The organism is Pedobacter sp. Hv1 (assembly GCF_001412215.1).
In the GTDB taxonomy this organism is placed as follows: domain Bacteria; phylum Bacteroidota; class Bacteroidia; order Sphingobacteriales; family Sphingobacteriaceae; genus Pedobacter.
Genome location: NZ_LLWP01000001.1, coordinates 790,158 through 812,920, shown reverse-complemented (window position 1 = coordinate 812,920; position 22,763 = coordinate 790,158). Strand labels below are relative to the sequence as shown.

Sequence of the window (22,763 nt, the reverse complement as noted above, 5' to 3'; positions counted from 1 at the left end):
CAAATAAATATATAAGGTATAGACTGAAAATGAGAGATTTAGTTTAAATATTTGGTGAGGGTAATCATCAAAATATTGATTAGTCGTTATTGCTGATTTTCGAAGGTTTCTTTACCACATAGGAACATAGGACACATAGTTTTAATTGTTTTGTGTACATCGTGTCTTCGTGGGTCTGTTTGTTTTTACCACAAAGGCACAAAGGGCGCTAAGTTGTTAACTGTTTTATGTATTTGGTGTCTTGATGGTAACTATTTTAAGTTCAATTATTTTACCACATAGGAACATAGTACACATAGTTTTATGGTGCCTTTGCTGTGTGTTGAGCTATAATTTCTTATCATTCCGAGTTTTCGATGAAGCTCATTTCATCAAATTAATCTTTACCCGCTTTCTTTTGGGCTAGCTCTTGTACAATAATTTTATTGATATCAACTTTTGGCTGGGTCATCACTAATATCTGTGTTCCCTTTTCGCGGGCATAAGGATTTTCTATTTTGGCCACAGCGACTATATGTCCAAATAAGCTTTGTTCTCTGGTCAGGTCGGTGTCGTGTGCTTCTTTTATACGGATCAATGTTTTAATTTCAGGTCCCAGTTTCATCCAATTGATATAATCTGCATCAAACGAATGGGCCGTTAAGCCTTTAACTTTGGTGTAATAATTAATTGCTCCGGTTTCTCCATAATTATTGCTAAGGATAAAAACATGTTGTTGATCTGGTAAGCTATTGTAAACGGAATCGGTTTTACGGGCCAGTTCTTCCCAGCCTAACATATCTGCGAAATCTTGAGAGAGCGGATGTTTTTTACCATCTTCCCAAGTATGTGTGCTAAATGGTTTACCTTCTTTTGCTGCTTGTACATAGGCCTCGGGTGTACGAGTTGGCATGGTAATCCTGAACAAAGGCCAAAAGAAAAACAAGATCATCGCAATCACTACAAAACGGAGGCAATAGGTCCAGCCTTTTTGCGAAATCTGACTAAGGTAAATTGCACCAAAAGCAAAAAATATAGGGTAAAGCCCTATGGCGTAATATGCTTTTGCTCTTAAAAAAATAAAAATGGTAAGGCTAAAAACATAAGTCCAGAATAAGATTCTATAAGGCTTAAATGGTGGATAACTAAAGAAAGAGACAAAGGCCGCAATTAGGATGAAAATGGAGCCCAAAAAGAAAAAGATTTGTTCTTTTACAAAATCTAGTCGGTTTACATTAACCAATTGGGTGTCATTCAACTCTTTTAAATGCTTGAATACTGGGAAGTCATTTTGGAATTGCCAAATCAGGTTTGGGCTAATGATCAACAAGCCCAAGGCCAATGCGCCATAAAATTGTGGCTTTAGTAAAATTTTTCGCTGAGGGCTCAATACTAAAGCAGGAAGTAAAGCGATCAGACAAAAAGCAATATTGTATTTATTCAAGAAACCAATGGCAAAGGTAATAGCCATTAAATACAACCATTTATATTGCTCAGTTTGGATAAACCGAACTAAGGTATAAAATAGCAATGTCCAACAGAGAATGTCTAATGAATTAGGCTGATATAGAATATTAAGCCTCAACAAGGTAGAAAAAGTAAGACCCAAAGCAGCCAAGAAACAAGCAAATAAACTGCCTTTTAAACTTTCAATGGTTTTCCAAACCACCAAAATTGTGAGGGCACCAAATAGGGCAGGAAAGAACCTGATCCAAAAAACAGAATTACCCAACTGCAAGATGAGCCACGAAATCCATGAGGTAAGTGGAGGAACTGAATGATAACCCCATGCCAAGTGTTTAGCTTGGTCTAAATGCAGAAACTCATCACGATGAAGTTCATATACTGGATGAACCAGTACATACTGCAAAATCATTTTAACTAAAATGAAAATGCCAAGCAAAACTGTACCTTTCTTTAACATAGGATATTTAATATTTAGACCCCAACATCAAACCAATTGTTACAACATTCTGCTTGGCAAAAATGAGCTGTGCTAGTTATTTTTTGCCAGCTCTTTTTTCTAATTCTTCAATTGGCATATTCATCATACGTCCAACAGGAGTTTTCCCTCTGTAGGTAATTACTTTTAAAACCTTAGCATCAATTGGTGGTACCAATGGCGTAGTATATTTTGGATAAAAATGATCTGGGAAAGAGTTATCAAAGCTATAATACATGTCTAATCCTTCTACTTCTGTACTCAAACTTACTGCTAACTGTCTGTCTGCACTTCGTTTTACGGCAAAAATTGGATCGTAAACACTTGGAGCATATTTAGTTTCGGCAATGTCTAAGCGTTTAAAATGTTGTTCGGTACGGGCAAAAAAGTTTGGCCAATTCTTTTTTTCTTTCGGGCTCCATACTGATTCGGCGATAGCAAAACCCCTTGGCCAGGTCATGTATTCGGCTTGACGGATGTTATACACCTGTTCTGTCCATAAGTTGGCCTGTCCACCTTTAATGTAGATTGGGTTTACACCTTCTGGAACTGGATCAAATTCATAAGATTTACTCAAACGCAATGAAGCGTATACTTTAGGTTCAGTAATCACATCGGCCTGCATGTAATCAAGATAGGCAAATTGAGTTGGACTCATTACTACTTCATGCCCTGCTTTGGCCGCTTCAGTGCCGTGTTTCATATCTCTCCAACTCATTACTGCTGCAGATTGCGAAACACCACCTTCTAAAACTTCATCCCAAGCCATAAATTTCTTGCCTTTAGCCGTGATGATCTGTTCTACTCTTTTTTCAAAATATGCTTGTACCTCGGGAATGGTCTTTAAACCTTCACGTTTCATTAGGGCCGCAACCTGATCATTTTTTTCCCAGAAATTACGGGCAACCTCATCGCCACCCACATGGATGTATTCAAAAGGGAATAATTTAGCAATCTGGCTAAATACAGTATCCAAGAAAACATAAACCTTTTCGTTAGCAGGGCAAAGTGTATTGTCTACAATGCCTAATGGTGGGGCACCACGGCTCCAGTCCATAATCTTTTCGCCACTACGTACCTTGTAGTTTACTGCGTCTGGTGTACATGACAATTCTGGATAAGCAGCAATTGCAGCCAAGCTATGTCCAGGTACATCAATCTCTGGCATGATATTTACAAAACGCTCTTTGGCATATTGTATCAATTCTTTAATGTCTTCTTGTGTATAAAAACCTCCGTAGTTACGTGGCTCTTCAGGTTTTGGTGGAATAAAATCTCCAAATGTACCTGTTCTATTTACTCTCCAAGCTCCAACTTCGGTTAATTTAGGCAAACCTTTAATCTCAATTCTCCAACCTTCATCATCGGCAAGGTGCAAATGCAAAATGTTGTACTTGTAACGTACCATTGCATCAATATACTGTTTCACTTCTTGTTTGGTAAAGAAATGTCTGGCTACATCAAACATAAGTCCACGCCAGCCCAAACGAGGGAAATCGGTAATCTCTACACATGGCATTGTCCATTTGATACCTTTTACCAACTCTTTGCTTTCGATTTCTTTTGGCAACAATTGCAGCAAGGTTTGCACACCATAGAATAAACCAGCAGGCTTATTGGCCCTAATGGTTACTTGTTTTAAACCTACACTTAATTGATAACCTTCTGCACCAATACTGGCATCAGTTTTTTCATTTAAGATCAGTTTAAATGTAGCTGTAGGCGACGGAGTTGAAATGGTAGTTACATAATGCCCGGTTGCTGTTGTTAAGCGCTCTTGTAAAAAAGCAACAGTCTGTTTCAATTCTGCAGACCTACCAGCTTGTATGGTAATATTAGCTGGTAATATAAAATGACCAGTTTGTTTGATTACACTTACAGGTTCTGGAATAATGGCAATTTCTGTATTGGTTACAGGTTCGTTGTTCGAAAAAGTTTCTGAAGTACCTTCTATAGATTGCGCAGAAATATTTGTGCTCGCTAATAAAAGGAGGAAAAAAGATACGATAAGTCTCATGAATAGGATATCCGGTTAAATATTAAACTGCAATTTATTAATTATTGTGCGAATTAGCCTGCTTATTTTGAAAGAATAGGTAAGAAAGTGGAAATCCGATGCAAACGATCAAGATGGCACAGTTTAAAAGTGCCTTTGTCCATGTAAATGGAATTTCTGGAGCCAAAGAATTGGGAACAACCAATAAATTCATCACCATCCAGATCAAAATGCCATACAGAATGGCAATAACATACCCATTTTTAAACCAATACCATAGCTTGTCGCAGATGAATGAAAAGAGAATCGTAAAAGCAAAGGCGATCACAAAATGGAACAATAAGCCTAATAAAATTACAACTGTAGGATCGTATGCTGCTGTATTACCTAGTGCCGCACTGGCAATATATTTAAGCACAATACTTGGGTTTTTACCTGTTTGAATGTAGAAGTTCAAAAATGCAGCTAGGATATCTAAGGTGCCTACAATTAGTGCTGCTTTAATAATCAATTTGATTGGTTTCATATTATTATCGGTTAACGGGTTTTCTAAAGGCATATACCATTTCATCGTAAACGGTTCCATTTTTATAGAAAGTCTCCTTTAGTTCGGCCTCTAGTTTAAATCCTGTTTTTTCCAATACTCTTTGCGATTTGATATTGGTATCAAAAGTTCTTGCATAGATGCGGGTAATGTCGAAAGTGTTGAAACCATAATTCAGCATCAATTTAATGGCACTTGGAACAATGCCCAAACCCCAGTAATCTTCAGCAATCCAATAACCCATTTCTGCATTTTTACAATAAAAATCTGCTTGGGGATGCACACCAATTGAGCCTGCAACTTCGCCATTTACCACAATGGCAAAAATTTGTAATGGGTTTGATGATAGTGCCAAGTTGATAAATGCAATGCCATCATCTTGGGTGTAAGGAAAGGGGAATTTGTTGCTGAGGTTTTTAGCAATATTGTAATTGTTGGCATATTTAACCAAACTATGTAGATCGGTATGTTGAAAGGGGCGAAGTTCAAACTCCATAATTTCTGTTTATTGTGATTGTATTTTGTTTGACCACATAATTACTATTGCTTTGTGTACTTCGTGTCTTGGTGGTTCTATTTGTTTTTACCACAAAGGTGCAAAGGGTACTAAGTTGTTAAGTGCTTTGTGTATTTCGTGTCTTGATGGTTATTATTTGTTTTACCACATAGGTACATAGGCCACATAGTCGTTAATTGCTTTGTGTACTTCGTGTCTTAGTGGTTCTGTTTTTAAGTTCGATTGTTTTACCATATGGGTACACAGTACACATAGTTGTCAATTGTTTTGTGTATTTGGTGTCTTGGTGGTTATTATTTGTTTTACCACAAAGGAGCAAAGACACTAAGTTGTTATGTGCTTTGTGTTTTGATGGTTGAATTTTAAAATTTGATTTTACTTTCACCTGCATCTACACCTTTCATAAACTTAATGATACCCTTCATATAGGTTTGTTGATCGTCGTAAAGACTCATGTGGCTCCCGTTTTTACAGTACAAATAGCTTCCATTTTTTAAGGCAGATGCCATCCATTCCATGTGTTTTGGATCCATCGTATCGTATTGTGCACCAATACTTAAAGCAGGTACTGTAATATTTTTTAACTGGTCTTTGATATCCCATTTTAGCAATTTACCCGAAACACCAAACTCACTTGGTCCTTGCATGGTAACATATAATGACTGATTCATTTTGCTAAAAGAACGGTTAATTGGTTCAGGCCATTGATCTAATGGAATGCGACAAATGTGTTTGACATAAAAATTTGGCATTAAAAGGCCCATATATTCTGGGTTTGCAAAATCATTTTTGGCTTCCATAGCTCTGATCTTTTTCAATACTTGAGGATCCATTTGTTTGGCCAATACCTCGTCGGCATATTTTCCATAATCTGGAATGCTCGACATCATGTTGCTAATGATTAGTCCTTTGAGGTTTTGCTGGTATTTGAGGGCGTATTGCATGGCTAAAATTCCGCCCCACGAATGGCCCAATAGATAAAAATTATCTTTGTTTAAGTTTAATGCCGTTCTAACTTGTTCTACTTCCTCTACATACCTACCCAAATCCCACATGGCAGTGTCTTTTGGATTGTCTGAATTACCACAGCCCAATTGATCATAATAAATAAACTCAATGCCTTCTTTGGGTAAAAAGCTTTCCATACATTCAAAATACTCGTGTGTAGCCCCGGGACCACCATTTAAAAGCAGTACTTTAATTTTTGGGTTATTGCCAAAACGTTTGGTCCATACGTTGAACTTTCCTTTTGGCGTTTCGATGGGGATTAGCTTTGCCCCACCATCAAGTACACCTGTGTCTGCTGTTGCAAAATAAGTGGAGGTATTTTCTGTTGTGTTTTTTGGGGTGCAGGCATACAGTAAAATGCAGAGCACAGCAATTCCTGTATAAAGTAAGTTTCTGGTCTTCATTGCATTGTGGTTTGGTTCAAAGGATGAAGATATAAAATTCTCAGCTCTTTCGTATCATTTCTTTCAGCCCCAGCTGGTTTTCTGATAGCCCCGATTGCAGTGGAAAGCCCACAGTGAGCACAGCGAACGAGGACTTGGAACGTAAGACGGGACTGGCGTTGTGAACAACAGTGCCATTGCGCTACTCATGATTTTAAATCCAAGAAAAATTTAAAGAGATTTCCCTGCTTTATTTCAGCGCATCTAAAACCTTAAATAGTTTTTTACTAATGCCAGAACCACTGTAGTTGTTGATGTTGATGACGGCGATGTATTTATTGCCATTTTTGTCGGTATAATAACCTGCATAGGCCGAAACATCGTTGATACTACCGCTCTTTAGTTTCATGCCATTGTTTTCTGGAAAGGAGTTTTGATAGGCAGCAAACCAATCTTCTTTTTGCACCTGAAATAAGATATTGGCCATGGCTAAAGAAGTTACCCTTGTGCCAGGCGAAAGCCCACTGCCATCTAAAATATTTAGGGCATTTTTATCTAAACCCTTAGCCGTCCAATAATTGATTACTGCAGCTGCTCCGTTTTTAGTACTCGGTGTTTTGCCAGCTTTCCAGGCAATGGTTTTTAAAAGCTGTTCGCCATAAAGGTTGACACTTTTTTTATTGAACCAGTAGATGATTTCGCTTAAATCTGGTGAACTGATGGTAGACAATTTTTGAGTTGGACTAGGTACGGTTTTTCCTTCTAGATTTAATCTTCGGGCTGTTGTAGCTTCGTTGCTGGCAATGTTTAACCTCGCCAAAGTATCTTGTAAGCGATAAGCTGCATCATAAGCTGGGTCTGGTAGGGCCAAAGAAATGCCAGCCTTGCTAATTCCCATACCCCAGGTGCCACGCAGATAGGCCAGGTTACCATAAGGAGGCAAAAAAGCATAAGCATTATCACCAGAGCCTGTACTGCCTGTTTTAAGCTCATTCACTACTTTTAGATAAGGCATGGCAGGTACCATTTCTTTAATGCTTACTTCTGCACCTGTGCTAGCACCGGGTTTTAAATGAATGTCGAATTGATTTTCTCGCCAAGTTAATGAAGAACCGCCTGAACCATAATAATTACCCATATCTTGCCAAATCCAGCCTTCTGGCATAGATTGGGTGCCGAATAAACTATCATCGCCAATAATGGCGCCACTAATTTTTTTAATCCCCGCTGCTTTGATGGCTGTTACCCAAGCGTTCAATACTACTTTTTCCTTGCTTTGCTCATATCGCCATGAGCCTAGTGTAGGGTCGCCACCACCGATAATAATCAGGTCGCCCTGTAAAGTGCCATCGGGTGTAATGCTTCCGTTGTAGGCCAATGTAGTTTGGTATTTAAAATCTTTGCCCAATATGCCAAATGCAGTGGCCGATGTAATGGTTTTTAAAGTAGAAGCAGTGGCCAGACCAATGTTCTCATTTTTGGCATAGATTATTTTTCCCGTTTGGGCATCGAGCACACAGAGCGAGGTAATGGCATATTTTGCCTGCTCATCAGCTACTAAATTTTGATAAGCCTGATCTAATTTTGCAACGGGAAACTGGGCAAAACAATGATAGGATAGAACAGTTAAGGATATAATTAATTTAAGGATCTTCATTTTACGATTTACATTAAAAAGCTTGAGTAATTTTTTCTATTAATTACGACCATTTCATTAATAGGGTAGGATCTATATAATTTTTAGTTTATAAAACTAAACGGCATAAAAAAAGTGATGCAATTTAATGCATCACTTTTAAAAACCGGGTAAAATTATACCAATTCTTTTCTTACCAGATACTCGGCAATTTGTACGGCATTTGTAGCAGCACCTTTGCGTAGATTATCGGCAACAATCCACATGTTTAAAGTATTTGGCATCGATTCGTCTCTACGGATACGACCTACAAAAACTTCATCTTTTTCATGTGCATCTTTAGGCATTGGATATTTAAGGTTGGCAATATCATCAACAACGATAATGCCTTCTGTTTTTTCTAATAACGAAGTTACTTCAGCTAGATCGAAATCATTTTCAAACTCGATGTTTACCGACTCAGAGTGACCACCCATTACTGGAATACGAACTGTTGTAGCTGTTAAACGAATATTTTCATCGCCCATAATCTTACGGGTTTCGTTAATCATCTTCATCTCTTCTTTGGTGTATCCATTTTCGGTAAATACATCAATCTGAGGAATTACATTTAGGTCAATTTGATAAGGATAAGCCATCTCTCCATCAAAATTTCCTTTACGCTCATTCATCATCTGGTCTACGGCTTTAACACCTGTCCCTGTAACCGATTGATAAGTAGAAACCACTACACGCTTAACACGATATTTGTCATGTAGAGGTTTTAGGGCTACCACCATTTGAATGGTTGAGCAATTTGGGTTGGCAATAATTTTATCGTCGATAGATAAGGTATTGGCATTCACTTCAGGTACGACTAATTTAATAGCTGGGTCCATTCTCCATGCAGATGAGTTATCGATTACAGTAGTGCCTGCTTCTTTAAAACGTGGTGCATGTGCCAATGAAGTACTTCCACCAGCAGAGAACAAAGCGATATCTGGTCGCATACCAATTGCAGTATCCATGCTAACGATTGGAAACTGCTTACCCTTAAACGTAATTAACTTACCAACGCTCTTTTCTGAAGCAACGGGAATTAATTCGCTGATAGGGAAATTTCTTTCTTCCAATACTTTTAACATAACGGTGCCTACCAATCCGGTAGCACCTACTACTGCAACTTTCATTTTTCTTTGTTTTTTTATTATATTGAGTTCATTCTTAATATCTACCAAATATGAGAAAAACTTTACTTTTTTTAATGTTACTGAGTGTTAAACTTACATTCGGTCAGGTTTCTGATGATTTTACCGATGGTAATTTCACCACAAATCCCACTTGGCTGGGCAATCAAACTTCGTTTAAAATCAATAATTCCAAGCAATTGCAGTCAGGGTTAAGTGCTAATGCTCAAACAGTTACATTGGCTACGGCTAACGCAATGGCCCTCAACGTAAAGTGGGAATTTGGTGTGCAAATGAATTTTGATCCTACTGCTACCAATCAGACAAGAATTTATTTAATTGCTGATCAGCAGGATTTAAATGGCCCCTTAAATGGTTATTTTATTCAAATCGGAGAGAGCGGTGGCACAGATAGTTACGATTTGTATCGGCAAACAGGTACAACTGTGGTCAAAATTATAGATGGTCCGCCCAAAACCAGAGCAAATGTCAACACCTTGTTAGCTCGAGTTAAGGTAACAAGAAATGAACTTGGCAAATGGGAAATCTATACGGATATTACTGGGGGTAGAAATTATGTGTTGGATGGAACCACAGTTGATTTGAGCTTTACCACCACCAATTGGTTTGGGGTGTACTGCAGGTATACGGCAACAAGATCTGATGGTTTTATTTTTGACGACTTTAAGGTAGAAGAACTCATGCCTGATATGATTGCACCAAGCTTACTCAGTATCAAAGTAGTAGACGAGTTTACTGTTGAAGCTCTATTTTCTGAAGGTTTAACAAGTACTACAGCCTTAATCAATACCAATTATGAGTTGAGTAAAATTGGAAATCCGACAAATGTGGTACTTACAAATTTGCCTAATGTTTACAAATTAACCTTTGCTACAGCATTATCATCTGGAGATTATACCTTAACTGTAAATAAGGTAACAGACCTTAAAGGGAATGAGATTGGAACAAATAATAAGGCCTCGATATTTTACGTGAAGCCTTACTTGGCACAAAAAGGAGATATTGTGATTAACGAGATTTTTGCCGACCCTTCTCCACAGATTGGATTACCCAATGCCGAATTTGTAGAGTTATGGAATACCACCGATGCTTATATTCTTTTAAATGGATGGAAGTATGAAGATTTAACGAGTACCTATACTTTCACAAGTGATACTTTAAAGCCAAAAGCATACCTCATCCTCACGGCCAATGCAGATGCCAGTGCATTTAAAGGTTATGGCAAAACAATTGGATTAAGTACTTGGCCAAGTTTAAATAACGACAAAGATGTTTTAAAGTTAACCAGTTCCACAGGAACGCTGATTGATGAGGTGGCTTACAACATAGATTGGTACAAAGACGAGGTGAAAAAACAAGGTGGTTATAGTTTAGAATTGATTGACCCTAACAATGCTTGTAAAGGCATTCAAAACTGGGGGGCAAGCACCTCACTATCGGGAGGTACACCAGGGCAACAAAATGCTAGCTACCAAAGTCAGTTAGGTACTACGGCTCCCAAATTGCTACTGGCAAATATCATTGATGATTTAACCATCCAACTAGAATTTAGCAAATATATAGATGCGGCAACGGCAGCAATGGTAAGCAATTACAATATCAACAATGGTATTGGGTTTCCAGTTACGGCGTTACCTATGAGCCCGGCATTTACTACAGTAGAACTCAAATTGGCAAGCCCTTTGGTTAGGGGAATACAAAATGTAATTACAGTAAATAACCTTTCCGATTGTGCAGGCAATTTAATAGACCCCTTGGCAAATACAGCGCAGATATTTAAGGCCAAAACCATTCTTAAAGGGGATATTTTAATTAGCGAGGTGTTGGTGAACCCCAAAAATGGAGGAGTAGATTTTGTAGAAGTCTACAACCAAACGGATCATGTATTGGATTTAAAAGAACTGAAATTGTCAAATCTAGAACTCAATGGAAGTAAAATCATCAGCAGTCAATCGCTGTATATGCCAGCCAAAACACATTGGGTTTTAACAACAAATCCAACCCTAATCAAACAAAATTATAAGGCCGATTTTCCTAATCAATTTGTAGAGATGAATAGCTTTCCAGCCTATAATAATGACAAGGGAACTGTGGTTTTGTTAGGGGAGAATGGTATTATCGATCAGTTGGATTATCATGAAGGGATGCATTTGCCACTTTTGAAAAATGCAGATGGTGTATCGTTAGAAAGGGTTTCTTATGCTAAACCAACTCAGGAGATTGGAAATTTTAAATCGGCGGCAGCAGCAGTTGGTTTCGCCACACCAAGTTATCGCAACTCGCAAGAGGAAGATCCGAATCTTGTTCAAAATAAGGTAAACCTGGCAAGTAAAACTTTTTCACCAGATGGAGATGGGTTTGAAGATCTGCTCCAGATCAATTATCAATTTGTGAAAAATGGTCATTTGGCTACCGTAAATATTTATACAGACCGTGGCATATTGATCCGTAAGTTGGAAAGAAATACGTCTATTGCTACAGCAGGTAATTTTACATGGGACGGGATGGATGACAATGGACAAAAAAGTAAGGTAGGTATTTACGTGGTTAAATTTGATGCTTTTGCCCTGAATGGAAAGATGGAAAGCTTTAAGCAGGTTTGTGTTTTGGCGGCAAAATTGAACTAACAAAAGGATATTTTTTAAACAATATGTAAATAGGATTGTTCTTTCTGTTAAAGATACCGTTATGAAATACAGAAAATTAATTGCCCAATGTTTGGCCTACAGATCCAATAACAATGCCCAAGTTGCCGTTGCCGTAATTGCAGGTTTAGCTGCGGGTGCCGTAATTAGTGTTTTATTTGCCCCGGCTCAAGGAACGGATACGCGTAAATTGATTTCGAAAAAAGCGAAAGATTTAGGTAATAATGTTAAAGATTCTTACGCTACCATAATGGACAAAATGAATGGTGCTAGCCAGGCCGAAACAGAAGGCCCTCTTTTTGTACGTAAAGCCCCAAAAAAGAATAAACCAGCCCTTAAAAACAACATTAGAGAAGCTAGTAACGACGATCATACAGAACAAGCTATCGGCTAAAGATAAATTAAAAGCCTATTTTTAGGGTCTATCTAAGGCTATGATTTTCATTCTTTCCAAAGTACTATTGTTTTTGATCAAACCCTTGATCTGGGCTTGTTGTTTGTTCCTGATTGCTTTATTCAGTAAACATACATTGCGCCGTAAACGATTGTTAATTGCAGGGGTGGTGGTGTTACTATTTTTTTCTAATGGTTTTATTTTTGGTAAAGTAGCTGATGCATATGAGGCCAGTTACCCACCTAACGACGTTTACGATGTAGCGATTGTTTTAGGAGGTTTTTCTGGAATAAACAGTAGAAACAATCAGATTAGTTTTGCTGCCAGTGGCGATCGCTTATTTCAAACATTGGCTTTATACAAAAGTGCAAAGGTAAAAAAGATTATGATTGCCAGTGGTAATGGCAGTTTAACAGGAGAGGGGATAAAAGAGGCAGATATGGCGCATGATTATCTTCAAAAAATTGGTATTCCAGATTCTGTAATCCTTATTGAAAACCAAAGTAGAAACACCATCGAAAATGCGGCCAATTGTTATCAGCTTTTAAAAAGAAAGGCGCCGAATGCCAAAATCGTGGTCATTACCAGCGCTTGGCATATTCCAAGGGCTAAGCTTATCTTTTCTAAATATTTTGGCGAAGAGTTAAATTACTATCCAACCAATTTTATCGGCAAAACCGAATTTGGTTGGACAGATTTTATTATCCCCAATGCTGAAGCCTTAAGCAATTGGGAATTTCTTTTTAAAGAATGGATTGGTCTGGTGGTGGATCAAATTAGAGCCTAAATTACAATAATTGTGTATTTACATAATTAAAGCTTGTTTTGATTGAACCTAATTCATCAGGCTTGTAGTTGAACTCGTGCTCTACAAAATAATGTTTTACACCAGCCATTTTTGCTTCGGCAAATATGGATTTAAAATCTATGGCTCCTTGCCCAATTTCGGTATTTACATTTTTATCCTTTTTATCAATGTCTTTTACATGCCACATCTTAAACCTATTGGGATGTGCCTTAAACAAAGCCAACGGATTGGCTTCTGATCTTACTGCCCAATACAGATCCAGTTCAAAATCTACCAAGTTTTTATCGGTTTCATTTAACATAATTTCATACCCTGTGGTATTTCCATATTTGGTAAACTCGAAATCATGATTGTGGTAGGCTAATTTTAAACCAGCAGCTTTGCATAATACGCCAGCTTCGTTTAGTTTGGAAGCAATCTTTTTAAAATCGTCTGCAGTTTTTCTAATTGCAGGTTGTAGGTAAGGAACAGTTACATATTCGCTGCCAATGGTGTTGGCAGCTTCAATATAGGTTTTAAGTACATCTGGATTTTTGCCATCCATAAAATGGTCCATTTCATAATGGCCACTTGGCGCTTTTAATCCATGTTGTTTGAGTAGGGCATTGAAAGCCTTGGCATCCAAGCCCCAAAATTTATCTTTTACAGAGTAACCATAAGTTTCTACTTCTTTGTAACCAATCTCAGCTACTTTGGCAATGATCCCTTTTACATCTTTAGGTATCAAGTCTCTTAAACTATACAATTGCAAACCTATTGCATGTTTGGCTTTATCCATTGAGCAGGCCAAAGAAGGTGCTAAAGCGATACTAGCAGCCAATATACTTGATTGTTTGATAAAGGTTCTTCTAGAATTCATATGATTAGAGTTGAAAAGGTAAATAAATAAGGTTTAGGCGTTGGTTTCTGGCTTCGTTTTGTCGTTAAAGAAAAGGGCAAACAAGATAAATACCACAAAAGCGATAATTGCCGGAATAATCCAGATCATTTTCCAATCGAAACCTCCTTCTGTTAAGGCATAATTATCTTTGATCATACCAGCGATAGCAAAGCCAATTAACATGCCAATACCATAAGTTGCTAAGGTAATTAAACCCTGTGCAGAGCTTTTAAAACGCTCACCTGCTTTAGAATTGGTGTAAATTTGACCAGATACGAAAAAGAAATCGTAACAAATACCATGCAGGGCGATGCCTAAAATCAGCATGAAACTCAATTCGCCAGCATTACCATAAGCAAAAAAGACATAACGTAATGCCCAGGCCAGCATGCCCACCAAGATTGTTTTTTTGAACCCAAATTTTTTGAAGAATATTGGAATAAATAACAAAAACAATACTTCTGAAGCTTGACCAATGGTCATTTTACCCGTTGGGTTGTCTACACCAATGGTAGAAAGGAACAAGTTGGCATTTTGATAATAAAAAGCCAAAGGGATACAGATCAAAATAGACGATACAAAAAAGATGAGGAAGTTTTTGTCCTTCAATAATTTTAAAGCATCTAAACCCAATAATTCCGAAACTTTTACTTTTTCTCCACTGGCCACTTTAGGTGGTGTTTTTGGTAATGCAAAACTAAATATGCCTAAAACCAAAGAGGCAATGCCTGCCATTAAGAAAGTGTTTTTTAACAAACCAGCACCTGTACCTTCTTGCGAATCCCAGTGGAAGTAATAGCTGATCAATAAACCAGCGGCTATCCAGCCCAATGTACCCCAAATCCTAATGGTAGAAAACTCTTTTTCAGGGTCTTTCATCTGGTTAAATGAAACAGAGTTGACCAAGGCCAATGTTGGCATATACAATACCATGTATACAAACACATAAGGATAGAATACGGTAATGTCGCTCGCATTGTACATTTGATACATTAGAACAGCTCCAATAAGGTGTAAAATGCCAAGAATTTTCTCTGCATTAAAATAACGGTCTGCAATCAGTCCGATAATAAATGGTGCAATAATAGCACCCCAAGATTGGGTAGAAAAAACTGCTGCGGTCTGTGAACCTGAAGCTGTTAAATTTGAAGCTAAAAAAGTGCCTAATGTTACAAACCATGCGCCCCAGATAAAAAATTCTAGGAACATCATGAATGAAAGTTTAATTCGGATAGTTGGGTTCATTTTTTTAAGGTTTAGGGTATAGGGTTTAGAGGTGTAAGGTATGTTGGCGTAATTAACCTTACGCCTTTTGCCTTACAGCCTTTCACCTCTTATTTTAGTTCTTTGATCATAATGTTTTTATACCATACATCGTCTCCATGGTCTTGAAGGGCAATTTTGCCAGTTTTATAGGTTCCAAAACCTTCCCATTTCGCGAATTTACTACCTGCAATTAGAGCTTTCCAATTGTCGTCCCATAGGGTAGTATTTACTACTTTTACACCATTTAGGATAAAAGTCAATTTTCCTTTATTGCTAATGATCTCTGCTTTGTTCCATTCGCCAACTGGTTTAACTGGCTCAGAAGTACTTTTAATCATATCATATAGATCTCCAGCTCTGTGCTTGGTTATTTTACCATCTGGATGTCCATCATTGTCTAAAACCTGCATTTCAGGTCCGGTAAGGTAGGTTTGTCCGTATTTAGGGTCTTCATGTACATAAAAGATAATGCCACTGTTGGCTTTTGGAGCCACCTTCCATTCTAACTTAAGATGGAAATTAGCATATTCTTTGTCCGAAACTAGATCTCCACCACCATCTTTGCCTTTTTTTGTTGGGCTCATGTGCAGTGTCCCATCTTGTACTTCCCAAGCAGAACCTACTGTGGTTTTGTTATAGGTATGCCATCCTTTGGTTGTTTTTCCATCAAAAAGCGAGGTAAAACCTTTTTCTTTTTTAGTTTGTGCAGTAGCACTAAAACCTATCGTAGCTACGATTATTGTTGATAATAAGAATTGTTTCATTGTTGATCTTATTTAAATTTTATAAAATATTAAGCGCCTAAAGTCCAGCCCTTTCGGTATTCTCTTTTTACAAACTGATTGACATCATCAAAATTGGTTACTTTCATTTGCTCGTTATCCCAAAGCAATTTGGTGTACCTGCCAGGATAGCTAATTTTACCATCGGCAGCTTTGCGTTGTACATCGGCACCGCGAATGGCCAGATTTGCCATCAATAAAGCTTCGGTTAAAGGCCCTGCAATTTCGAAAGGAGAACTCAGCTCATTTTTGCCATGACCTGCAATACAAGCTTCTACCCATTGTGCATAGTGACCTTTGTCTTGATCTTTTACTCGGGCAAATTTTTGTGCTACCTTAATGTCTGCATTTTTGCTTAATGGCAATAAACGCGGATTGGCACTATAAGTACTGCTCATCATTTTACCTTTTGTACCAATAAATAAAGTACCATTGCCACCATCGCCAAAAGTTTCGTTGGCCTGTAGTTCTTCAGGTCTTTCTGGCTGAATTCCACCGTCCATCCAATGTACGGTTACATCGCCTTTGGTTTTGTTGGTTTTAGGGAATTTTAAGGTTACGTGACTAGAAGGAGGGCAGCTATCTGGGAAATATCCACGTTTAAATTCGTCTACATAAACAGAACCTACACTTGCTTGTACCTCACTTGCATATTTTAAATTCAGTACGCTGAAAGGAGCTTCTAATAAATGGCAACCCATATCGCCTAAAGCACCAGTTCCGTAATCCCACCATCCACGCCAGTTAAAAGGCACCAATTTTTCTACATAATCTTTAAAAGGAGCAGTTCCCAACCATAAATCCCAATCCAATTCTTTAGGAATATCGGCTCTGTTGGCCGACCATGGAATACCTTGTGGCCAAACCGGACGGTCTGTCCATGCATAAACGGTATGTACATCGCCAATTAAGCCAGCATCATACCATTCTTTCATTTGGCGGGGACCATCGTTTGAAGCACCTTGATTACCCATTTGCGTAACCACTTTATATTTTTTGGCGGCCGAAGTTAAAGCACGGGCCTCATAAATATCATGTGTTAATGGTTTTTGAACATATACATGTTTGCCCAATTGCATGGCCGCTAAAGTTTGTACGGCATGGTTATGATCTGGAGTAGAAACAGAAACAGCATCGAAGTTTTTATGTTCTTTGTCGTACATTTCTCGCCAATCTTTATAGAATTTTGCTTTAGGGAAAGCCTTTACACTATCTGCAGCCCTGCGTGTATCTACATCGCAAAGAAAACCAATGTCGGCTTTACCACTTTGTGCAAACATGGCAATATCGCTTTTGCCTTTACCACCTACACCTACACCCGCAATAATTAAACGGTCGCTTGGTGCTAAAAATCCTGGTCCACCCAAAACATGGCGTGGCACAATCATAAATGCTGCAGTTGCAATTGCTCCAGTCTTCAGGAAATCGCGTCTGCTTGTTGCTTCGGTTTCTTTTTTTACATTATCCATTTAGGCTGATTTTTTTATGTTCAATGTTATTTTTTTAGGGATAAAATATACTTGGTCATGAGTTTGGCATCGGCATCGGTTATTTTTGAATGTGGTGTCATAGGTACTGGACCCCAAACACCTTTGCCTCCTTTGATGATCTTGCCAGCCAATAAGCTGATATTTTCTTCTGTTGCAGGGTATTTGGCTGCAATATCTTGATAAGAAGGACCGATCAATTTGTTTTCTTTATGGTGGCAGCCTACACAATCAGATTTGGCGATCAGTAATTGACCAGGTTCCATTGCTGTTTTCGGAGCTTCTGTTGGGGTAGAAGTTGTTGAACTTGAACTGCTGGTTTCGCTACTAGAGCCACCGCATGCAGCTAAAAATAAGGTAATTGCGCTTAAAAATAATAGTGTTTTTTTCATGGTAATTTATATGCCTAAAATTGTTTTGTTAAAATTTGAATCTCCTCCAGATGCCGCAAAATCGTCGAATGCTTTGGTGGTTACTGGAATAATATGATTTTTGATAAATGCTGCGCCTTCTCTTGCACCTGTTTCGGAGTCTTTGATACAACATTCCCATTCCATTACGGCCCAGCCTTTAAAATCGTATTGGGCCAGTTTACTAAAGATCCGTTTAAAATCTACCTGCCCATCGCCCGGTGAGCGGTAACGGCCAGCTCTGTTTGCCCAACTTTGGTAACCTCCAAAAGTGCCTTGTTTACCTGTTGGGTTAAACTCTGCATCTTTTACATGGAAGGCTTTGATCCTTTCGTGATAAAAATCGATGTATTGGATATAATCTAATTGTTGCAGTACAAAATGAGAAGGATCATAAAGTAAACAAGCTCTTTGGTGATGGTTAACTTTGTCTAAGAACATTTCGTAGGTTTCGCCATCAAACAAATCTTCACCAGGGTGAATTTCATAACAAACATCAACGCCACAATTGTCGAATTCGTTTAAAATGGGTAACCAGCGTTTGGCCAGTTCAGTAAAACCATCTTCTACCAAGCCTGCTGGTCTTTGTGGCCATGGATGAAAAGTATGCCACAACAAAGAACCACTAAAAGTAGCATGTGCATTTAGCCCTAAATTCTGCGAAGCTTTAGCCGCATATTTTAATTGCTGAACAGCCCATTCCGTTCTGGCTTTTGGATTGTTCTTTACCTCATCGGCAGCAAATGCATCAAATAGTTGGTCGTAAGCAGGGTTAACTGCTACCAATTGCCCTTGCAGGTGCGTAGAAAGCTCGGTAATGACCAAGCCATGTGCTGCAACCTTAGCTGTAAGCTCGTCTGCATAGGTTTTACTTTCTGCAGCGAGTTTTAAATCTATAAAACGTTTGTCTAAAGTGGGTAATTGTATGCCTTTGAAGCCTAAATTGGCTGCCCATTGGCAAATTCCATCTAACGAATTAAATGGGGCTTCATCTCCAATAAATTGGGCTAAAAATACGGCAGGTCCTTGTATAGTTGTCATTGTTTTAAATTTTAAAATCGAACCATTTGAGGTCTGATTTGCTCGAAGCCACTACATTCTCTATAAAAGCCATTCCTCGAACACCATCTTTGGCATCAGGGAAATCTAACATTTCAGGGCTAGGTTGTACGCCATTTTGTTTGGCCATTAAGGTTAGGGCAAAGTTTTTATAAATATTGGCAAAAGCTTCTAAATATCCTTCTGGGTGGCCAGCTGGTGTTCTGGTATTGTGTTTGGCTATATTGGTTAAATAGCCATTGCCTGTTCTATAGATTTGGGTAGGTTGGTCTAGCCATTTTACAATTAAAGTGTTTGGCTCCATTTGGTGCCATTCTAGTCCGCCTTTTTCTCCATACACATAAATCTTTAGGGCATTTTCTTCACCGGCTGCAATTTGCGAAGCCATTAAAATACCATTGGCACCGTTGTTAAATTTTAACAAAATATTGCCATCATCATCTAATGCTCTACCTGCTACAACAATGTTGAGATCGGCACATATTTTACTGATTTCTAATCCAGAAATATATTCTGCCAGTTGTGCAGCATGTGTACCAATGTCGCCCATACAACCGCTAATGCCACTTTTACTAGGATCGGTGCGCCAAGCAGCCTGTTTATTGTCGCCCTGTGCAGGTTGGCTTAACCAGCCTTGTGGGTATTCAACACAAACTTTTCTAATCTTACCAAAAGCTCCCTCTTTTACCATCTGTTTGGCTTGTTTAACCATAGGGTAACCAGCGTAGGTGTGTGTGAGGCAAAGCAATAATCCAGTTTCTTCCACCTTTTGTTGCAAGGCTTTTGCTTCGGCAAGGCTAAAGGTAATTGGTTTATCGATAACCACATTAAAGCCATGCTCCAAAGCCATCATTGCAGGTTCAAAATGCAAATGGTTGGGAGTAACAATACTCACAAAATGCATTCTTTCGTTTTCAGGGAGCTGATTTTCGGCAACAAACATTTCTTTGTAACTTCTATAACTTCTGTTTGCAGGTAGAAACAGGTCTTTGCCAGATTCTTTTGCCGTTTCTGGGTTGCTACTTAATGCGCCACAACAAAGTTCTATTAAGCCATCTAGATTGGCCGCCATGCGATGAACAGCACCGATAAAGGCCTGTTTACCACCACCAATCATTCCCATTCTTATCTTTTGCTGCATCATAATTGTATAGGTGTAAGGTTTGGGACTTAAGGCGTAAGGTTTGACCATACAAACCTTATACCTTAAAGCTTCTACCTTTTTGCCTTTTTAAATGTTTCCTTTTTTTAATTCGCTAACTGCATAATCGCATGCTCTGGCTGTTAAAGCCATATATGTTAATGATGGATTTTGACAAGCTGCAGACGGCATACACGATCCATCGGTTACAAACACATTTTTAACTTCGTGCATTTGGTTCCATTTATTTAAAACCGAAGTTTTAGGATCAAGACCCATTCTGGCTGTACCCATTTCGTGGATGGCCATACCAGGTGTTGAACCATTATCGTAAGTTGATACATTTTTGATTCCTGCTGCTTCTAACATTTCTGCGGCATCATTCATCATGTCCTTACGCATTTTAAACTCATTGTCTTTAAATTCGCAATCAATTGCCAATACAGGTTGTCCCCATTTGTCTTTTTTGCTTTTGTCAATATATACTTTGTTCTCATGGTATGGCAATGATTCTCCAAAACCACCCAAGCCCATGTTCCAGTTGCCTGGAGTAGAAATTAGGTCTTTAAAATCGCCACCAAATGCCAGTTCAGCAATGTCATTGTGCCATCCCGAACGGCTTGCGCCGCCCTGATAACCAAAACCACGTACATAATCACGTTTATCGTTCCCTACATTTCTATAACGAGGGATATAAATTCCATTGGCTCTTTTGCCAAAGGTATATTTATCGTCGAAACCCTCTGCCTGACCAGAAGCGCCACAACGGAAATGGTGATCCATTAAGTTATGACCCAACTCTCCACTGCCGTTTCCTAAACCATTGGGATGTTCGGCCGAAGTAGAATTTAACAATAAGAATGTTGTGCCTAAAGTAGAACCATTAACGAAAACTATTTTGGCAAAATACTCATGGTGCTCGTTGGTTTCTGCATCTATAATTCGTACACCTTTTGCTTTTTGGGTTTCTTTATCATAAATAATCTCATTCACAATAGAGAAAGGACGTAATTTTAAATTGCCCGTAGCCATAGCTGCCGGAAGGGTAGAAGATTGGGTGCTAAAATAAGCGCCAAACGGACAGCCTCTGCTACATAGGTTTCTGTACTGGCAGCTTCCTCTGCCTCCATGTTCTACAGTGAGGTTGGCTGTACGACCAATGGTCATGATCCTTGCTCTTTTGTATTTTTCTTCAATCCGTTGTTTTACCGATTTTTCTACACAGTTCATCTCCATTGGCGGTAAGAAATGTCCATCTGGAAAGTGCGGATAGTTTTCTATTGAGCCACTGATGCCAGCAAATTTCTCTGCATAATCATACCAAGGTGCAATGTCTTTGTAACGGATAGGCCAATCTACGCCATGTCCGTCTTTTGCATTTTCTTCAAAGTTAAGGTCACTTAAACGATAGCTTTGGCGGCCCCACATTAAAGATTTTCCACCAACATGGAAACCACGGTACCAATCAAATCTCTTTACCTCTGTATAAGGGCATTCCAAATCGTTTACCCAAAAACTTTCATTGTATTCTTGGTAAGGATAATCTCTTTTTTGTACCGGGTGGGTCTCTTTTTGTGCTTCGGTTAACCTACCGCGGTGTTCAAACTCCCAAGGCTTTTTCATGGCCGTGGTATAGTCTTTAATATGTTCTATATTTCTGCCACGTTCTAGTAACAAAACTTTTAATCCTTTTTCAGTTAATTCTTTAGCTGCCCAACCACCACTAATTCCAGATCCTACTACAATGGCATCATAAGTGTTTTGTGCTGTTGCTTTTGTATTTAAATTCATTATAAAATGAGATAAGGTTTATGCATAAACTCTTTGACCAGGTTTAAGGTCAACACAGCCATTGTAACGGCCAGGGATTTCAACAAACTCATAAGCTTGCGTTGCACCAATTTCTGAAGTGAAGAAACCCAGCATGGTCAAGTCTCTAGCTATGGCAAAAAACTGAGGAACAGTTTTTGGTTTTTCTTTGGCTGCCATCGGATTGCCTGCTTTTTCTTTTTCTGGTGCAGCAGCCTTGGTGTCTTGCTCCAATTTTGCAGCAGCATCATTTTTATCTTTCTCTGCTTTTTGGGCGGCAACAGTTTCGTCGCGTACCTTGGTAATCAACTGCTCACGTTCTTTAACAGAAATGTCTAAGAACGATTTTCCGAAATCTTTTTTAGACCTGGTTTCGATATCTTCCAGTCCCTTAACAAAGGCTTTCTGAGCATCTTCAGGGTAACAATCTTTAACCATCATGGTGATGAATGGTCCTACATTGGCTGCTTTAGCCCCTGGCGATTTTTTGGTAGTAGGAATGATGATGTCGGCAATTTCGGAAACTAATTTTTCTTGATCTGTAGTGAAAAGACTTCCATTTGTTTTTCCAGGTTCATTACAGCTGTCGAATAAAGTAGCTATTGTGGTGGCAGATAATGCCCCTCCAATTAAAAAAGCGACACTTTTTACGGCTTCTCTTCTGTCCATACGTTTATAGTTAGTTTTGTGCACTTAAATTAATTAAAAAATATGAAGATTAAGCACCTATTGCATTAATTTATCACAACTTTAGGCTTTAATATTGTACAAAGTACACTTAGGTGTTATTTGGCGACAGTATGGCCAATGTAAAAATTAGTTTACATTAATAAATCGTTTTACCTATTATAAGGTTTGACGCATTTTTTTACCTTTGTTGCAATACCCAT

At 38.5% G+C, this 22,763-nt stretch carries 19 protein-coding genes; 3 read left to right on the top strand and 16 right to left on the bottom strand.

Annotation, left to right across the window (positions count from 1 at the left end):
- Positions 1-376: 376 nt before the first annotated feature.
- The 7 genes from AQF98_RS03820 to AQF98_RS03785 all read right to left on the bottom strand — a co-directional run bounded on the left by AQF98_RS03820 (position 377) and on the right by AQF98_RS03785 (position 9,174).
- Entirely contained in the window at positions 377-1,903 is a 1,527-nt protein-coding gene (locus tag AQF98_RS03820) for a glycosyltransferase family 39 protein (RefSeq protein ID WP_055130575.1), read from the bottom strand.
- A gap of 76 nt (positions 1,904-1,979) precedes the next feature.
- Entirely contained in the window at positions 1,980-3,938 is a 1,959-nt protein-coding gene (locus AQF98_RS03815; RefSeq protein WP_082434886.1) for a beta-N-acetylhexosaminidase, read from the bottom strand.
- A gap of 37 nt (positions 3,939-3,975) precedes the next feature.
- Positions 3,976-4,443, bottom strand: a complete 468-nt coding sequence (locus tag AQF98_RS03810; RefSeq protein ID WP_152969626.1) for a hypothetical protein — start codon at positions 4,441-4,443, stop codon at positions 3,976-3,978.
- 4 nt (positions 4,444-4,447) lie between these two features.
- Entirely contained in the window at positions 4,448-4,957 is a 510-nt protein-coding gene (locus AQF98_RS03805; protein ID WP_055130573.1) for a GNAT family N-acetyltransferase, read from the bottom strand.
- A gap of 383 nt (positions 4,958-5,340) precedes the next feature.
- Complete coding sequence (locus tag AQF98_RS03795) at positions 5,341-6,390, bottom strand: proline iminopeptidase-family hydrolase (protein ID WP_055130571.1); 1,050 nt, start codon at positions 6,388-6,390, stop codon at positions 5,341-5,343.
- A 229-nt stretch (positions 6,391-6,619) separates the two neighbouring features.
- Positions 6,620-8,026, bottom strand: a complete 1,407-nt coding sequence (gene dacB, locus AQF98_RS03790; protein WP_055130570.1) for a D-alanyl-D-alanine carboxypeptidase/D-alanyl-D-alanine-endopeptidase — start codon at positions 8,024-8,026, stop codon at positions 6,620-6,622.
- 155 nt (positions 8,027-8,181) lie between these two features.
- Positions 8,182-9,174: an aspartate-semialdehyde dehydrogenase gene (locus AQF98_RS03785; RefSeq protein ID WP_055130711.1), complete on the bottom strand. Its 993-nt coding sequence runs from the start codon at positions 9,172-9,174 to the stop codon at positions 8,182-8,184.
- 50 nt (positions 9,175-9,224) lie between these two features.
- Here AQF98_RS03785 and AQF98_RS03780 point away from each other — a divergent pair, with 50 nt between their 5' ends.
- The 3 genes from AQF98_RS03780 (at position 9,225) to AQF98_RS03770 (ending at position 13,018) form a co-directional block, all read left to right on the top strand.
- Positions 9,225-11,819, top strand: coding sequence for a lamin tail domain-containing protein (locus AQF98_RS03780; RefSeq protein ID WP_055130569.1), 2,595 nt, complete (start codon positions 9,225-9,227; stop codon positions 11,817-11,819).
- A 61-nt stretch (positions 11,820-11,880) separates the two neighbouring features.
- Positions 11,881-12,231: a YtxH domain-containing protein gene (locus tag AQF98_RS03775; RefSeq protein WP_055130568.1), complete on the top strand. Its 351-nt coding sequence runs from the start codon at positions 11,881-11,883 to the stop codon at positions 12,229-12,231.
- 40 nt (positions 12,232-12,271) lie between these two features.
- Positions 12,272-13,018, top strand: a complete 747-nt coding sequence (locus AQF98_RS03770) for a YdcF family protein (RefSeq protein WP_055130567.1) — start codon at positions 12,272-12,274, stop codon at positions 13,016-13,018.
- A 1-nt stretch (position 13,019) separates the two neighbouring features.
- Here the strand turns inward: AQF98_RS03770 and AQF98_RS03765 are convergent, their stop codons facing one another.
- From AQF98_RS03765 to AQF98_RS03725, 9 genes are all read right to left on the bottom strand, one after another.
- A complete protein-coding gene (locus AQF98_RS03765; RefSeq protein ID WP_055130566.1) occupies positions 13,020-13,898 on the bottom strand; it encodes a sugar phosphate isomerase/epimerase in 879 nt (292 codons plus the stop codon).
- 33 nt (positions 13,899-13,931) lie between these two features.
- Entirely contained in the window at positions 13,932-15,164 is a 1,233-nt protein-coding gene (locus AQF98_RS03760; protein WP_055130565.1) for an MFS transporter, read from the bottom strand.
- A gap of 89 nt (positions 15,165-15,253) precedes the next feature.
- Positions 15,254-15,949 (bottom strand): DUF1080 domain-containing protein, encoded by a 696-nt coding sequence (locus tag AQF98_RS03755; RefSeq protein WP_055130564.1) that lies wholly within the window; start codon positions 15,947-15,949, stop codon positions 15,254-15,256.
- 29 nt (positions 15,950-15,978) lie between these two features.
- The gene (locus tag AQF98_RS03750) at positions 15,979-17,436 is read right to left on the bottom strand and encodes a Gfo/Idh/MocA family protein (RefSeq protein ID WP_055130563.1); all 1,458 of its coding nucleotides are present in this window, start codon (positions 17,434-17,436) and stop codon (positions 15,979-15,981) included.
- A gap of 26 nt (positions 17,437-17,462) precedes the next feature.
- Positions 17,463-17,846 carry a c-type cytochrome gene (locus AQF98_RS03745; protein ID WP_055130562.1) on the bottom strand — a complete coding sequence of 128 codons (384 nt, stop codon included), beginning with the start codon at positions 17,844-17,846 and terminating at the stop codon, positions 17,463-17,465.
- A 6-nt stretch (positions 17,847-17,852) separates the two neighbouring features.
- Complete coding sequence (locus AQF98_RS03740) at positions 17,853-18,905, bottom strand: sugar phosphate isomerase/epimerase (RefSeq protein WP_055130561.1); 1,053 nt, start codon at positions 18,903-18,905, stop codon at positions 17,853-17,855.
- Between the two features lie 4 nt (positions 18,906-18,909).
- Positions 18,910-20,064 (bottom strand): Gfo/Idh/MocA family protein, encoded by a 1,155-nt coding sequence (locus AQF98_RS03735; RefSeq protein WP_200911839.1) that lies wholly within the window; start codon positions 20,062-20,064, stop codon positions 18,910-18,912.
- A 90-nt stretch (positions 20,065-20,154) separates the two neighbouring features.
- Positions 20,155-21,855, bottom strand: a complete 1,701-nt coding sequence (locus AQF98_RS03730) for a GMC oxidoreductase (protein WP_200911831.1) — start codon at positions 21,853-21,855, stop codon at positions 20,155-20,157.
- A gap of 18 nt (positions 21,856-21,873) precedes the next feature.
- A complete protein-coding gene (locus AQF98_RS03725; protein ID WP_055130559.1) occupies positions 21,874-22,542 on the bottom strand; it encodes a gluconate 2-dehydrogenase subunit 3 family protein in 669 nt (222 codons plus the stop codon).
- Positions 22,543-22,763 lie beyond the last annotated feature (221 nt).

Bases quoted from the DNA above. Each gene is read 5' to 3' on its own strand.
- dacB (WP_055130570.1), bottom strand. From the start codon at position 8,026: ATGAAGATCCTTAAATTAATTATATCCTTAACTGTTCTATCCTATCAT.
- AQF98_RS03750 (WP_055130563.1), bottom strand. From the start codon at position 17,436: ATGGATAATGTAAAAAAAGAAACCGAAGCAACAAGCAGACGCGATTTC.
- AQF98_RS03810 (WP_152969626.1), bottom strand. From the start codon at position 4,443: ATGAAACCAATCAAATTGATTATTAAAGCAGCACTAATTGTAGGCACC.
- AQF98_RS03820 (WP_055130575.1), bottom strand. From the start codon at position 1,903: ATGTTAAAGAAAGGTACAGTTTTGCTTGGCATTTTCATTTTAGTTAAA.
- AQF98_RS03760 (WP_055130565.1), bottom strand. From the start codon at position 15,164: ATGAACCCAACTATCCGAATTAAACTTTCATTCATGATGTTCCTAGAA.
- AQF98_RS03755 (WP_055130564.1), bottom strand. From the start codon at position 15,949: ATGAAACAATTCTTATTATCAACAATAATCGTAGCTACGATAGGTTTT.
- AQF98_RS03730 (WP_200911831.1), bottom strand. From the start codon at position 21,855: ATGAATTTAAATACAAAAGCAACAGCACAAAACACTTATGATGCCATT.
- AQF98_RS03735 (WP_200911839.1), bottom strand. From the start codon at position 20,064: ATGCAGCAAAAGATAAGAATGGGAATGATTGGTGGTGGTAAACAGGCC.
- AQF98_RS03770 (WP_055130567.1), top strand. From the start codon at position 12,272: ATGATTTTCATTCTTTCCAAAGTACTATTGTTTTTGATCAAACCCTTG.
- AQF98_RS03765 (WP_055130566.1), bottom strand. From the start codon at position 13,898: ATGAATTCTAGAAGAACCTTTATCAAACAATCAAGTATATTGGCTGCT.
- AQF98_RS03785 (WP_055130711.1), bottom strand. From the start codon at position 9,174: ATGAAAGTTGCAGTAGTAGGTGCTACCGGATTGGTAGGCACCGTTATG.
- AQF98_RS03780 (WP_055130569.1), top strand. From the start codon at position 9,225: ATGAGAAAAACTTTACTTTTTTTAATGTTACTGAGTGTTAAACTTACA.
- AQF98_RS03745 (WP_055130562.1), bottom strand. From the start codon at position 17,846: ATGAAAAAAACACTATTATTTTTAAGCGCAATTACCTTATTTTTAGCT.
- AQF98_RS03740 (WP_055130561.1), bottom strand. From the start codon at position 18,905: ATGACAACTATACAAGGACCTGCCGTATTTTTAGCCCAATTTATTGGA.
- AQF98_RS03795 (WP_055130571.1), bottom strand. From the start codon at position 6,390: ATGAAGACCAGAAACTTACTTTATACAGGAATTGCTGTGCTCTGCATT.
- AQF98_RS03815 (WP_082434886.1), bottom strand. From the start codon at position 3,938: ATGAGACTTATCGTATCTTTTTTCCTCCTTTTATTAGCGAGCACAAAT.
- AQF98_RS03775 (WP_055130568.1), top strand. From the start codon at position 11,881: ATGAAATACAGAAAATTAATTGCCCAATGTTTGGCCTACAGATCCAAT.
- AQF98_RS03805 (WP_055130573.1), bottom strand. From the start codon at position 4,957: ATGGAGTTTGAACTTCGCCCCTTTCAACATACCGATCTACATAGTTTG.
- AQF98_RS03725 (WP_055130559.1), bottom strand. From the start codon at position 22,542: ATGGACAGAAGAGAAGCCGTAAAAAGTGTCGCTTTTTTAATTGGAGGG.